This window comes from Cohaesibacter gelatinilyticus (assembly GCF_900215605.1).
GTDB lineage: Bacteria > Pseudomonadota > Alphaproteobacteria > Rhizobiales > Cohaesibacteraceae > Cohaesibacter > Cohaesibacter gelatinilyticus.
Map to the genome: position 1 here is coordinate 459,286 of NZ_OBEL01000002.1, position 12,944 is coordinate 472,229.

The following is a 12,944-nucleotide window of genomic DNA, read 5'->3' on the forward strand; positions in this document are numbered from 1 at the left end:
AATGAGAACAAATGGTTGAGAACATTGATTATTCGCCCGCATCCGTCAGATAGAGATAAAAATCATTCAATCAAAAATTGTATCCGGTTGCATTTTGGCAAAATGAATCACCTTTCTTTTTGGTCAAATTGGCATAAAAATAAGAAAAGACACCAAACCAGAACAAGCAGCGTGACCCTGATCACCTGCTATCTGGAACCGAAGGAGTGAGGGATGGGCAACGCGAAATGCTATGGTGACCTCTATACCCACAGGAAGTTTTCAATCTTTCCACCCAAAGCGCAAACGGCCATTTTCGAGATCGGAAATGCACTACGCGATAGCTCGGTCACAGATGAACATATCTTAGCTTATCAAAGAAGTTTAAGAGACGTCCCGGCTTCCGATATTTCACGGACTGCCGATGAAATTCGCCTTATTGCAAGACTTTACCTTGTCGATTACGGGCATAATGCAAACTTCTGGGACGCACCAATACTTCCCGCTGACTGGCGCAAGTTCAAACTCTCATCCCCCGGAGAATTTCTGAAAGCACAACCAGACCTCTTCTGGTTGCTTCTGTTTCATTCCAGCGGCTATGTCCGACAAGATGCAATAAAACAGCTGAAACGCGCGCCAGCCACCGAATTTGAAATGGCAGCAATCCTCTATCGCATGAATGACTGGGTCGATCAGGTACGTACAGAGGCAGCCATCTACGCATCATCATACTTTCCAAAGACATCCGCTCAAGTTATTGGCAAGAGTGCATTCTTTTTACTGCCCTACAGTCATCAATTCAGACGCTGGAGCAATCACGAACGAAAGATCTTTGAACATACACTCAGTCGAACTGATGTATTGAATATGTTGCACACTGAACTGCTAAGCCAAAGACCGGGGCAAATTTCATGGCTTCTCAGATGGCTTTTGAAGAAACCCGGCTTTGATCACAATCTGCAAGAGCTCGCACAATCTGCAGCCATACCCATAATAAGAGCCATCGCATTGGATACGCTTCTGCTTGGTCAGGCACGCTGGTATGACCCAAATATAAAGGGGAATGCACTTGCCCGCTTCAGGGAGAGGCAAATAGAGGTCTCGACTGATTTCGAGATCCAACTGGAAATAGCTGCGTTCGACAAGTCTCCCAAAGTGCGACGCATGGCAGCTGATGCGTTGCTCCGAAAACATCAATACGCCAGTAAAAATATGGACCGGATTGCCAATCATCTACGAAGCGACAAAGATACTCCTGTCCGAGACCATATCGAAGCTTACTTTCGCAAGAGAAAAGACTTGGAGAGAGCCGAATAAATCGAGCAAATCAGAAAAAGCGTGACCCTGATCACCTGCTATCTGAAGCCAGAGGAGTGAGGGATGGGCAAGTAGACTCCAAAGTCCTTTAGCGATGCTTCCTCTTGAATGCTTGCTCCCGTCGCTTTTCTTTGCCTCCCCGTGGGATATGTTCGCGGGCATCCAAGACGGATTTCAAATCATCATAGGCTGTTCGCCACGCATCGGTTTCCTTGAATAAGACGAACTCTTCTGCAGATGGAAGCTCTGAAGCGAGCCAATCAGAGGAGCTTTCACTCTCTTCAAGTGCACGCAGTTTTTGGAGACGTGAAAGAAGGCTTCCTGTGTGAAGCTTCTCCAGATCTTCTTTGGAAAGGATCGGGACAGCTTTGTCTAAAAATGAAGTCATATCTCTATGAACCAGACGGCAAATAAGTAGTGATCTGAGAATAATGATATAGCCTATTTTTCATCACGCTGTCCCTTCAAATCACCCCTCCACCCGCACGCGCGTTCTTCTTCGAAAGACATACCAGCCGCCCCATAAGAGCGCATAGAGCATCAGGGCGGCATAGATGGCGGGTTTTGGATTTTCCAGCGAACTGATGGAGCCCGCATAAGAAGCGATCAGCACATAGGGCAGCGTGCTGAGACAATGCAGGATCGCATAGCGGCCAAGGGGCATATGGGTCACGCCCGCCATGCAGGCGGTGACTTCTGGCACAATTGGCGCGGCGCGCGACAGCAGGATCATCACCGGACCATTGCGCTGAAAGGCCTCTTTCATCTCAAGCCGCTCGGCCTCGTCTCGCACCAGAAAGGCAACGGGGCCCTCGCCCCAAAGGCGGCAAATGACATAACCACCGAAGGCCGCCAATGTCATGCCGGTAAAGGCAGCCAGCGCCCCGGCGGGAAAGCCCAGAAAGAAGCCGGACAAAAGCGTGATGGTCAGGGTCGGCACCGCAACGAACAGATCGACGCATAACAGGATGATCACCATGGCAGCCAGCCAGAGCGGGTCGATCTGTGCGGCCAACCATAGCCAATGTTTGACATTCTCAACCGTCAGGATGCCCAGCAACCGACCAATCACGAAGGTCATCAAGAAAAGCGATCCAAGGATCAGCATGACTTTGACAAGAGGTTTCATGCTCACGCCCCTTTCATGAGTTGGGATGCCAGAGCGGGCGAAAGGCGCTGCAACAAACGCAGGAATTTCACCTTGCCGATATCGATGCTGCCGCCAGATTTGGAGAGAGCATGGATCATCTCAAAAGCTGCTTCCTCGGGCAAGATCTTGCCCGATCCCCTGCCCTTGGTCATGGCGGTATCGACCAGCGGCAGGAAGACTTGCTTCACCTCCACATTGGTTGCTTCCAATTGATAGCCAAGGGATTGCGAAAAGAGATTGAGCGCGCCCTTGGTGGCGCAATAAACCGCCGAGCTGGCCTTGGGCGCAATTGCCAGGCCTGAATTGACATTGAGAATGATGGACGGGTCTTGCTTGATCAAAGCAGGCAGCAACAGATAGATGAGCATGCAGACCGAGGTGAAATTGATGTCCACCTCGCGCTTGATGGTCTCAAGGCGAAAGTCCTCATCCAGAAAACAGGGCACATATTGAACGGCGGCATTGTTGATCAGAATATCAATCGATTGTTCCGTCTTGATCAATTGATCGGCTGCCAGACGCACCCTGTCCAGATCCGACAGATCCGCCTCGAATATGGTTATGTCGGGGTAATTGGCCTGCAATTCTTCCAGATGCTTGGAGGGGCGAGCAATGACGGAGAGCGCATTCTGGCCATAGAGCTGCTTCACCAACTCCAGCCCGATACCGGACGCTCCACCAGTAATCACAATATGCTTGTTGACGATCTTCATTCCGGGTTCCTGACGGGTTAAACTATTTGGAACCCTTGGATACCCATCCCTGAAATTCTTGGAATTAACCCAGGTTAAAATCGATGAAGCTTGCAGATTTCATAGCCCAGAATGGCAAAACACTCTCGCTGGATGCGGGCGAGCATGTGTTCCGGCAAGGGGATGAGAGCGAGCTGCTCTATGTGGTGAAAAGCGGCTTGCTGAAGGCCTATTACCTGTCCGTGGATGGCAAGGAGAATATCAAATCCTTCCTGCTCCCCGGCGATAATATCGGCAGCCTTTCAGCCATGCATGCAGGCGGACACTGCACTTTCAGTCTTGTCTGCCTGAAGCCCTGCGATCTCATCGTACTGCGCTTCAGCGCGCTTCATGACGCCACCCGCAGCGACCCGGAAATCTCGGCAGAGCTTTTGGATTTCCTGCTCAAATTCGGCATGAAAAAGGAAATGCGAGAATATGAGTTGCTCTGCCTTTCCGCCGAAGACAGATTTCGCAGGCTCCTGAATGAGCGGCCCGAACTGTTCGATCTGGTCACCCAAAATGACCTCGCCCACTATCTGGGCATCACCCCCGTCGGCCTCAGCCGTATCAAGAAGCGTGTGGTGGGGTAGTTATTTCTCTTACCGGGGATTTTCTCCCTCACGGCTATTCCTGATCTTCGATCAGGGCCTACGGGGGTGCGCACTTTTACGCGAATCCTGATCCGAAAAGTCTGCAACTTTTCGGGGATGCGCACTGCGCTTGCCTATCGGCCGTCAGAAAAGGAAGGATTTCCTTTTCTGGGTTCTTTTCCCTCGCAGATCTCTCAAGAATAAAAGAATTCGACGAAAACACTCGGTTTTCGTCGGGAGCCGATAGGCGACCGCAGCTGACGAGATACGCCATCGAGCCGTGGCGAGATGACAAGCGTATCGACAGAAATGCTGCGCCCTCTCGGAGGCCTGGCCAAAGGCCAGATTAGCCGTGAGAGATAAAACTCTCACCGCGCAACCACCACCTCGGTGCCCTTACCTGCCACCGACTTCACATCCAGCGTGGCATCCAGCAGCTCTGCGCGGCGGTGCATGGAGGCTAACCCTAAGCCTTTGCTGGGGGCATTGGTGTCAAAGCCCGTGCCATTGTCTTTGATCATGAAGCGGAACTGGTTGCCATTGCGGGAGAAGGAGACACGGATATCCGTTGCCCGGCCATGCTTGATGGCGTTTTGCAGGGCTTCCTGATAGATGCGATAAAGATGACCCTCTGATGTCGCATCAAACCCGCTCTCTTGTTCATCTTCAATCTCGATGCGCACATTGATGCCCGCCCGGGAGCGGATAACATCGGCATGGCTTTGCATGGCCGCAATCAGCCCTTGCTTTTCGATCATGGCGGGTGAGAGATCGTGGGCAATGCGGCGGGTGTCTGAAATGGCCGCATCCACATGACAGACCACATCGGCCACACCTTGCGCGACAGATCCATCCCTGTGCTGGCCTTGCAGCATTTGCAAATTCAGCTTGATGGTGGAGAGCCACTGCCCGACCCCGTCATGAATGTCATAGGCAATGCGGCGGCGCTCATATTCCTGCGCTTCGATCACCTCGCTTTGGGCCTTGGCCAGCCGTGCCCGTGCCTCGAACAAAGGCTGCATCCCGGCCCAAGCCAGCGAGATGAGAAAGAGGGGGACGGTGATGTCGCCCGAGCTCGTCCCGGTTTTGGCATAGAACCACTGGTCGCCACCAGCCAAACCCAGAGCTGCCCCAATCCAGATGGCCGTTGCCCCGATAATGACGGGATAAGCCCGCCGATCCGGCTGCAGAGCGCGACGCACAGCCCACCATGTGATGAGCGTGAAGGTGAGCAACAAAAAGACCAGCCAGATCAGCGAGTCAAGGCGTCGGATGGGAAAGAGAAAATCAGACCCGACTTCCGGAATGAAGGGCAACAGCAACAGAGCCAGCTGCAGCAAACGCCCATACCATCTGATCTTGATCTTCAAATGCCGGGCCGAGAATTCCAGCATCGGCACGAGCGATAATGCAGCCAGGTTTGCCGTCAGAAAGGGGAAAATCACGGGCGACACTGAAAGGCCCAGAAACAGGGCCAGACTGGAATTGAAGATGAAATGCGGCTGCAACGTAAGGAAAGTCAGCACCAGCCAGCCAAGGCCGTTTGTCTCACGGCTCACCAGCCAGACAATCAGCGTGACAAGGAAGGCAAGAAAAAAGACGAACAGTGACAAGCTGTTAAAGAGCACGAAAAAGAGCGTCTTGCCGTGCGATTGGGAAAGGGCTGTGCTCTCTTCCGTGATTTCAACCGGCCCCGCCAGAATGGAAGCATTCAACGCACCGCGCACCGAGCGAATGGCCAGCACATTCTTCCCGTCTTGCTTCAAGAGATTTGGTGGAATGGCAAAAACCCTGGGCATCCCTTTGTCATTACCCGCATCAAGGCCACCAAAGGGTTTTTCCTGCATGGCAACGCGGGCAAATTCCACCCCATTGAGATAAAGAATATTGCCCGAAACAAGCACACCGATATGAAGGGCAGGCTTGGCAAGAACGGGCAGAGCTGCCCCATCAAAATGGATCCGCTGCCAATAGAAGCGCACTTCCAGCCCGCCATCGCGCGCAACACGATCGCCGATGGCAAAGACATCATGATGCTTCCAGTCATCATCGGCAAAGTCAGGGTCTGCATAGGCCGGATCGTCCCCTAGCATCAGCTTGACGGGAAGTTGAGTGAGATCGAGTGACCGACCCGACTGCGCCTGCCCACCCGTGGGCAAGAACAGAAACAACAGACTCAGCAGAAGGGCCAGAGACATTGAGATCTGAGACATTGAGACCTGAGACATGAAAGGAAGCCGCAAACTCACCTCCCCTTCAGGCAGCAATCAGGCGCTGCTTCAGCGCTGCAGCCACGGCCTCGGTCACCCGTTGCACGCCCAACTTGCGGCAGGCATTGGCAAAATGAAAGCGCACGGTCCGCTCGGTGATATCCAGCTCCCGCGCAATCATCTTGGCGGTCAGACCACGGGCCGCACCGGACAGGCATTCGCGCTCGCGATCCGTCAGGGCGCTCTCGCTGGGCAGCACATCAATCAGGGTGCGGCAGAGATATTGATCGCCCCCTTGGATGGTCAGGATCGCTTCCACCAGCTCATCAAAGGCGGCTTCCTTGACCACATAGCCATCCATGCCATGGGAAAGCAGATCCCGCGCAAAGGAAGGCTCCAGATGCATGGTCAGGGCCAGCGTCTTGATGCCCATATCCAGCGCATCCAGTTGCTGCACGATGCCAGCAGGCCCCGGCCCCGGCATGGAAATATCGATGATCGCCACATCGGGTTCATGCGCTTTGGCCAGCTCGATCAGATCATCGCCGCTGTTGCAGGTGCCAAGCACGCAAAGCCGCTCGTCAGCCGCCAGCAAACGCGACAGCCCTTCCAGAAAAATCTGATGATCATCGGCCATCACCACGCCGATCTCACTCTCCCTCATTTCCCCACTCATGACAGCCTTCAAAAATACCCCCGGAATATGATGCAACCAACTTAGCACACTTATAAGCTGTTGCACCCTGTCGATTCAGACAGCTATTCCCAAATTGGCGGATTTCCTAGAGTCCCGAGCAAAATCGGGGACACAAAAGCAGCCCCGAACAAGCGTAAATGTGGGGTGTAAAATGGGGACCGGGGCAGATCTGACGCGGTTAGGCCGCAACAGCCAAAATATCAAAAACAGAGGCAACACACAAAGCAACAAGTACCGCATTCTATATGGTGCGCTTTTGGGGCTGATGGCATCCTTGTCGCCATTATCCGCCCAGCCATTTCAAAGCTGTGATGGTCTGAGCACCACGCTTGTCAGCGATGGCTCTCCTTCCGTCGGCACAAATACCTTGAATGTGACGACTGGCGATGTGATCAGCGGAACCATTTCCGGCCTGACCAAAAATTATGATCTGAGTACTGTCGCCCTTTTGCGCTTTATCGGATCATCCGTGTCGGATCCACATATCAATGTTTATCAATCCAATCTGACCTATTCCTTCACCGTGAACGCCTATGCGGAAAACACCCTTGGCCAGGCTCAGGCAAGGCTGTTCATGTATGCCGATGCAGGCATCACGGCGACGGTCAATTGCGTGGGTGCAGGTTCATCTGGCGGCGGGGGAAGTGGCGGTGGATCTGGCAGCAGTGGAAGTTCCAATACCAACGGCGATACTTTCAGCATCAAACGATCCATCGGTCAGGGGCGCGATTATCTCATCACCTGGACCGGCCAGTCGGGCACAGAGAATTGGACACCGATTTATGACGGCCCGGACAGCTGGTGGAATGGCAATACAGGCCGTTTCAACAATCGCAACAATCCCAGGCTGCAACTGCAAAATGCCCTTGCCAGATTGCGCGAAGACAAGTCCGAAACGCAAAAACAGCTTGAAGAACTGGAAGCCGAGCTGGAGGAGGACGTCAAGAATTTCAAGGAAGAGGATCTGCTCATATGGGGGATCAACGGGCTCTATGACGACTTTGACATTTCCAGTAATGACCTCATCAGGCTGCAAATATGGTATGGTAGCGACGTCCTGATCTGGCATCCCCAAAAGCTTCAGCAGCTCTTGCAACTTCTGAACAAGCTCGCAGACATGAAGAGGCAGGAAGACAATATTCTGGCCGAGCAGTATGCCTTGTTTCGATCCACTGGCAGCAATGCGAACAATGGCCACACCAATAGCATATTCTATGCAGATCCGGCCCTCAACCAGCCTGCAAGCCATGCGCAAAGCCCCTTCACATCCTTCAATTTCTCGGACAACAGTGCCAACTTTGGCATGACGCTGCGCCAACTGCGTGCCTGGCGCAAAAGCAAGGCCGCACAACAAAGCCAGCAGATCGGCAGCCGCGTGGCCATGGCCTTTGATGCCACCAGCCAGCCTGCCATTCCGCAAACTGACATCGAAGAGCCCCTGCCCGGTCTGCTAGGCGACAAGAAATTCAACGCCTGGATCGATGCCGCCGTCAGCTGGTCCCGCGACAACAGAAGTGGCAACGAAGGCACAGGCACCTCCATTCAGGTGCGTGCTGGCGCCAGCTATCAGCTGCTGGAAAAGATCGGCATCGGCAGCATGCTGCGCTATAGCCACAAGGCGTCTGATCGCAGCGATGGCAGCGCCTCCACCAAGGGCGATGGCTTTGGTGGCTCGATCTTTGCCCAAATCCAACTCCCTTACGGGGCGATCTTTACCCCGGTTTTTGCCTATGAGCGGGTGAATTCGGATCTGGATATCTCAAACGGCGCGACCCTTGTCACCGGTGGCTTTGAAAGCGATATCTATACCTATGGCGGCAGTCTGAAAAAGCGCTTCATCTTTGAAAGCGACAATATCGACCGCCGTTACTTCATCGATCCGAACCTGACGCTGTCCTACATCAAGGGCAAACGTCACGGCTATGTCAGAAGCGATGGCTCCTATGTGCCGTCCGATAGTTTCAATCAGGGCGTCCTGTCCTTCGGCCCGACTTTTGGCCTGCAAATGCGCAATGTCAGCGAGACCATCGCCATGCTCGAACCCAAAGTCGGCATCAATGGCATCTGGAACTTCGAGACCCCGGCCGCCTATACCACAACCACCGGCTCGGTGATCAAACCCACGCAATGGTCCGCCTCCCTCAATGCAGGCCTGACATTGCAACTGAAGAACGGCCTCACCAGCACAATCACCGGCGCCTATTCAGGCTTGGGCAGCGACGTGAATACAGGAACCTTCTCAGGGAGATTGAGCTTGCCGTTTTGAACCTCTTACCGGGGATTTTCTCCCTCACGGCTATTCCATGATTGATACCTCTCACGGCTATTTCTTGGCTATCGCCGAATTCTTTTTCCTTGATAGATCTGCGAGGGAAAAGAACCCGCAAAAGGAAATCCTTCCTTTTGCGACGGCCGATAGGCAAGCGCACGACAAGATACGCCATCGAGCCGTGGCGAGATGAAAAGCGTATCGACAGGAATGTGCGTGCCCTCGCAGGCCGCCGCGCAAGCGGCGAATAGCCGGTAAGAGATATGGAGCCTCACGACAAAATGGCCAGGATCCCTGCTCCCAATTGCACGAAGATAAGCCCCCATGCAGCCCCATGGGCAATGTCTTTTCTGCCTTTCCAGATTGCACCCCACAAAACCACAAGACAGATCAGACTGGCCACCGGCCCGAGATAGAGCAGGCCCAGCAAAAGATAGGACATGACAGGGACGACTTGCCCGCCCATGACAAGAGGGGCGAAGACCACCACGAAAATCCAATAGGGCGTTGCCAAGACCAGGGCAAGATGCGCAACAATGATCAGAGGCTTTGACATTCTTCTTCCTGACGCGTGTGGTGGATTTGATCCGCTCTCCTTGATACCCTTCAGACACATAAAAAACAAATCATATGGTCTGCGCTGTCAAATCCGGAACATCGATTCAGAAATGAGATAACGTTGGAAGGGGCAAGGTTTTCTGCTCACAGGAAAAAGCACCCTGACAGTCAAGATTTGGCCATGATCTCCCATCAGTCTGCCCCGAACAATCCTGATATATCTTCTCACCCGACAAGCTGGGCCCATATGATGATCCGCCTGACCCGCAATGGTCTGATCAAATCCATCCTCCTTATTTTGATCCTCGCTCTTTCAGTCGTCGCCACATATCTGCATACCCGCGAAAAATGGACCGAACTCGGCAGAATGACGGGAGAGACAAATGGCAAGGCGCAGGCCTTGAGCATGCTATGCCAGTTGGCGACATCAGGCCCCATCCATGAGGAGCCTGACGGACTGCTGACGGTCAAGGCCAGTGCGGTGAGCCTGAAACGGACCGGCACGCTGATCGAGATCCGCTGCGAGGAATAGACGCAGTGGGCATCATGACCATGATCACCATTTTATACCAACGAGGGGAAAGAATGACCCATATGACCGAACTTTTCAGGTTTTGTGACAAGGAGCGGGTGCCGTCTTGGTCTGACTGACCACGAGGCTGCGGCGACGCAGTCCACGAAGCTTGAAAATCCGGCCTTTGGTGTTTTTCGATTGCTCGCTGAACGTCGTTATCTTTCTTCCGAAAATGCCCCGGCATTGTCCGTCGAAAGCTGCCTTGTCAGCAAACAATCGAAAAGCATCCTATGGGTTATTGTTCCCCCTCGTTGGTATTAGGACATGATATAAAGCACACGCGAAACAGAAAAAAGAGATGGCAGTGAGAAAACTGATAACAGGCATCATGGCGCTTGGCGTTGCAGGTGCACTGGTCTGGACAGGCACCAAAATCCAATCGAACCTGTATGAAGACCAATGTCTGGATCTGGGTGGAGGACGCAATCCCGGGAATTTCCCCATATGCGTTGTGGTTCAAAATGATCCCTACCTGTTGATCGGCCCGATAGCAATCACCGCCAATGATATTGTATCGATCAAGCCAGGAGCGCTGTCATCCGGCAACCGGATCGTTCATATTGAACTGAAAAAAGAAATCGCAGCTGCCTTGTCAGGCTTCACACGACACTCAGTCGGGCAGCCCATGGCCATGAAGATAGATGGGAAAACAGTCAGCTCCCCCGTCATTCGCGAAGCAATAGAGTCCACCAAATATGACATTGCCCTCTCTGAGGAGACAGCCAAAGATCTGATCGCGCATTTATCACCAGATTAGGCCGTATACTCATAAATGAGCTGTATTTATGAATTGAGCCACATTTTTAATACTCAGAAAGAGAATGATGTTTAACTGGATCAAGTCCCTGTTCAACACTCCCACACCTGCAAACACCCATAAACCGGACCCAACTCCAGACCTGCAGCCAACCACACCCCCGCGCGATCCCGAAGATCCGGCCTACCAGAAAACCCATGACGCCATACAAGCCTATTGGGAGAAGATCGGCACGGTCGATAGTGACGTGATCAGCTATCTCATCAACCCCGCTTTCATGGGCTCTCCTCCCTGGCCGGGCGGACGACAGGCCTTCAAGATCATTCGCACATCAAACAGCCTGATCATTGCATCCGATGGACTGTCCGATCCGTTCGATGAAGACGCAGACAGCCAGTGCAATGGCTTTGAAATGGAGATATATATCGAGGTCGAGGCACAGCAGGACATGACATTTGATGACATCAAGAACTCTGCAGCTTTTTCTCTGATCGAACAATGCGCAAGACAAATTGCGGAATGGGGTGGCATCACCACACTTCTTGACCAGATAAAAATCGTCTCATCCGAAATTCCGGTTCCCGACGGCGCCATTCCAGAAACCTTCCTCAATCAGGATGAATATGTCGGCGTGCTCTTTGGCATGGAGGCCGAGAACCGCCCGACATTCGTGCCTGACACACCCCTTTCGCCCGTTCGCATGGTCGCGGTCACCGCCTTGTCACCAGCCGAGGTACAGGATATTGCCATGGGCAAACTCCCCCGCGAGCAAATGGCTCAAATGCTCATGGATGCCGGACATGGCCCGATCTCCGATTTCCACCGAGACAGCCTTGTCTGAAAAGCGTGAGAGCATTTGATGATCAGAACATGGTTGAAATCACTCATCGGCAGCAAAGCCCCACAACAACAGACGACGAGCACCCCATATGCCGAACCGACGGAACAGGAGTTGCAGGAAGCGCGTGATCGTCTGGATGAATTGGCCAAACTCGCCATTTTCGGGGACATTGGCGGCATGCGTCCACAAAAGGACAATCGGGCTACAAGCTGGTGGGGTGGCAATTTTCTGGGTGCAAAGGGCGAAGAAGTCCCTATCTGCTCACAATCCGGACGCCCCATGCATCCTGTCCTTCAAATCCGCGTGGATGAGCTTCCTGAAAGACCGCCGGAATTCGAAGGCCTTGCCCTGATCACCATCTGGATGGATTTGCAATCCCAATCTTTGGAAGATGGCACAAACGGCAACACCTTTGCTGTGCGCAGCTATGATGATCTTGCACCCCTCGTTCCCCTGGGATTTGGCTATCGGGAAAGCCCGGAACTGCCGACATTTCCCGTCCGCTGGCGCGACGCCGCCCTTGAACAACCTGGCTGGGAAGACATGGCGGACGAAGTGCCGACAAATGTCGCCTGCGCTTCAGATGATGACTGGTTCTTCAATAGCCACTATGCGTCAGATCACTATTATGAGCTACGCTCCCGATATCCCATAAAGCTTGGTGGCTGGCCCGCATGGATACAGGGCTCCAACTGGCCCCGCGACGGACAATATTTCTTGCAGATCGATGCAACAGACAAGGGCAAATTATATCTGGGCGACGCCGGATCCTGCTACATCTTCAAAACACCCCAAAGCTGGGAAATCAAAAAAGACTGCTATTGATATACAGGTGCACAAGCGCCGGACATCACAGAAGAGAATATCAAACGGTAAAATCCATTTGTTTCCTTTTGCGAGAATTTACTCCCTCACGGCTATTCCTGATCTGCGATCAGGGCCTACGGGGGTGCGCACTTTTACGCGAATCCTGATCCGAAAAATCTGCAACTTTTCGGGGATGCGCTTCGCGCTTGCCTATCGGCCGTCGCAAAAAGAAGGACTTCCTTTTGCGGGTCCTTTTCCCAAAGCAATCTCTCAAGGATAAAAGAATTCGGCGGAAGCATCGCACTTCCATCGGGAGCTGATAAGCGACCGCAGCTTACAAGATACGCCATCGAGCCGAGGCGAGATGATAAGCGTATCGACAGAAATGTGCGTGCCCTCGCAGGCCGCCGCGCAAGCGGCGAATAGCCGGGAAGAGGTACAATTCGGTGAAAGCACAGCGC

Annotated in this window: 13 protein-coding genes; 7 read left to right on the forward strand and 6 right to left on the reverse strand. The window is 53.1% G+C overall.

Features of this window, described 5'->3' with window-relative positions; translation table 11 throughout:
• Positions 1-213 precede the first annotated feature (213 nt).
• Complete coding sequence (locus CRO57_RS12285; protein WP_097153734.1) at positions 214-1,296, forward strand: hypothetical protein; 1,083 nt, start codon at positions 214-216, stop codon at positions 1,294-1,296.
• 88 nt (positions 1,297-1,384) lie between these two features.
• Here CRO57_RS12285 and CRO57_RS12290 read toward each other — a convergent pair whose 3' ends face one another.
• From CRO57_RS12290 to CRO57_RS12300, 3 genes are all read right to left on the reverse strand, one after another.
• A complete protein-coding gene (locus CRO57_RS12290) occupies positions 1,385-1,684 on the reverse strand; it encodes a hypothetical protein (RefSeq protein ID WP_097153735.1) in 300 nt (99 codons plus the stop codon).
• A gap of 81 nt (positions 1,685-1,765) precedes the next feature.
• A complete protein-coding gene (locus CRO57_RS12295; RefSeq protein WP_097153736.1) occupies positions 1,766-2,425 on the reverse strand; it encodes a TVP38/TMEM64 family protein in 660 nt (219 codons plus the stop codon).
• 2 nt (positions 2,426-2,427) lie between these two features.
• The gene (locus tag CRO57_RS12300) at positions 2,428-3,159 is read right to left on the reverse strand and encodes an SDR family oxidoreductase (RefSeq protein WP_097153737.1); all 732 of its coding nucleotides are present in this window, start codon (positions 3,157-3,159) and stop codon (positions 2,428-2,430) included.
• Between the two features lie 83 nt (positions 3,160-3,242).
• Between CRO57_RS12300 and CRO57_RS12305 the strand changes: the two genes are divergently transcribed.
• Positions 3,243-3,770, forward strand: coding sequence for a Crp/Fnr family transcriptional regulator (locus CRO57_RS12305; RefSeq protein WP_097153738.1), 528 nt, complete (start codon positions 3,243-3,245; stop codon positions 3,768-3,770).
• Between the two features lie 368 nt (positions 3,771-4,138).
• Here CRO57_RS12305 and CRO57_RS12310 read toward each other — a convergent pair whose 3' ends face one another.
• Together CRO57_RS12310 and CRO57_RS12315 are read right to left on the reverse strand one after the other, a co-directional pair.
• On the reverse strand, positions 4,139-5,998 hold the full coding sequence (locus CRO57_RS12310) for a sensor histidine kinase (RefSeq protein ID WP_097153739.1): 1,860 nt from the start codon (positions 5,996-5,998) through the stop codon (positions 4,139-4,141).
• 28 nt (positions 5,999-6,026) lie between these two features.
• Positions 6,027-6,656, reverse strand: a complete 630-nt coding sequence (locus CRO57_RS12315) for a response regulator transcription factor (protein WP_097153740.1) — start codon at positions 6,654-6,656, stop codon at positions 6,027-6,029.
• A gap of 172 nt (positions 6,657-6,828) precedes the next feature.
• On the opposite strand from CRO57_RS12315, the gene CRO57_RS12320 reads away from it, so the two are divergent.
• Positions 6,829-8,943, forward strand: coding sequence for an autotransporter outer membrane beta-barrel domain-containing protein (locus CRO57_RS12320; RefSeq protein WP_097153741.1), 2,115 nt, complete (start codon positions 6,829-6,831; stop codon positions 8,941-8,943).
• Between the two features lie 274 nt (positions 8,944-9,217).
• Here CRO57_RS12320 and CRO57_RS12325 read toward each other — a convergent pair whose 3' ends face one another.
• A complete protein-coding gene (locus CRO57_RS12325) occupies positions 9,218-9,502 on the reverse strand; it encodes a hypothetical protein (protein WP_097153742.1) in 285 nt (94 codons plus the stop codon).
• A gap of 183 nt (positions 9,503-9,685) precedes the next feature.
• Here CRO57_RS12325 and CRO57_RS12330 point away from each other — a divergent pair, with 183 nt between their 5' ends.
• The 4 genes from CRO57_RS12330 (at position 9,686) to CRO57_RS12345 (ending at position 12,501) form a co-directional block, all read left to right on the forward strand.
• Positions 9,686-10,036 carry a hypothetical protein gene (locus CRO57_RS12330; RefSeq protein WP_097153743.1) on the forward strand — a complete coding sequence of 117 codons (351 nt, stop codon included), beginning with the start codon at positions 9,686-9,688 and terminating at the stop codon, positions 10,034-10,036.
• A 346-nt stretch (positions 10,037-10,382) separates the two neighbouring features.
• Positions 10,383-10,835: a SecDF P1 head subdomain-containing protein gene (locus tag CRO57_RS24300; RefSeq protein ID WP_170956033.1), complete on the forward strand. Its 453-nt coding sequence runs from the start codon at positions 10,383-10,385 to the stop codon at positions 10,833-10,835.
• Positions 10,836-10,899: 64 nt separating this feature from the next.
• Positions 10,900-11,676, forward strand: a complete 777-nt coding sequence (locus CRO57_RS12340) for a hypothetical protein (protein ID WP_097153744.1) — start codon at positions 10,900-10,902, stop codon at positions 11,674-11,676.
• Between the two features lie 18 nt (positions 11,677-11,694).
• Positions 11,695-12,501 carry a DUF1963 domain-containing protein gene (locus tag CRO57_RS12345; protein ID WP_244580089.1) on the forward strand — a complete coding sequence of 269 codons (807 nt, stop codon included), beginning with the start codon at positions 11,695-11,697 and terminating at the stop codon, positions 12,499-12,501.
• The last annotated feature ends 443 nt before the right edge of the window (positions 12,502-12,944 follow it).

Coding starts and splice junctions, on each gene's coding strand:
- CRO57_RS12285 (WP_097153734.1), top strand. CDS start 214: ATGGGCAACGCGAAATGCTATGGTGACCTCTATACCCACAGGAAGTTT.
- CRO57_RS12290 (WP_097153735.1), bottom strand. CDS start 1,684: ATGACTTCATTTTTAGACAAAGCTGTCCCGATCCTTTCCAAAGAAGAT.
- CRO57_RS12295 (WP_097153736.1), bottom strand. CDS start 2,425: ATGAAACCTCTTGTCAAAGTCATGCTGATCCTTGGATCGCTTTTCTTG.
- CRO57_RS12300 (WP_097153737.1), bottom strand. CDS start 3,159: ATGAAGATCGTCAACAAGCATATTGTGATTACTGGTGGAGCGTCCGGT.
- CRO57_RS12305 (WP_097153738.1), top strand. CDS start 3,243: ATGAAGCTTGCAGATTTCATAGCCCAGAATGGCAAAACACTCTCGCTG.
- CRO57_RS12310 (WP_097153739.1), bottom strand. CDS start 5,998: ATGTCTCAGGTCTCAATGTCTCAGATCTCAATGTCTCTGGCCCTTCTG.
- CRO57_RS12315 (WP_097153740.1), bottom strand. CDS start 6,656: ATGAGTGGGGAAATGAGGGAGAGTGAGATCGGCGTGGTGATGGCCGAT.
- CRO57_RS12320 (WP_097153741.1), top strand. CDS start 6,829: ATGGGGACCGGGGCAGATCTGACGCGGTTAGGCCGCAACAGCCAAAAT.
- CRO57_RS12325 (WP_097153742.1), bottom strand. CDS start 9,502: ATGTCAAAGCCTCTGATCATTGTTGCGCATCTTGCCCTGGTCTTGGCA.
- CRO57_RS12330 (WP_097153743.1), top strand. CDS start 9,686: ATGATCTCCCATCAGTCTGCCCCGAACAATCCTGATATATCTTCTCAC.
- CRO57_RS12340 (WP_097153744.1), top strand. CDS start 10,900: ATGATGTTTAACTGGATCAAGTCCCTGTTCAACACTCCCACACCTGCA.
- CRO57_RS12345 (WP_244580089.1), top strand. CDS start 11,695: ATGATCAGAACATGGTTGAAATCACTCATCGGCAGCAAAGCCCCACAA.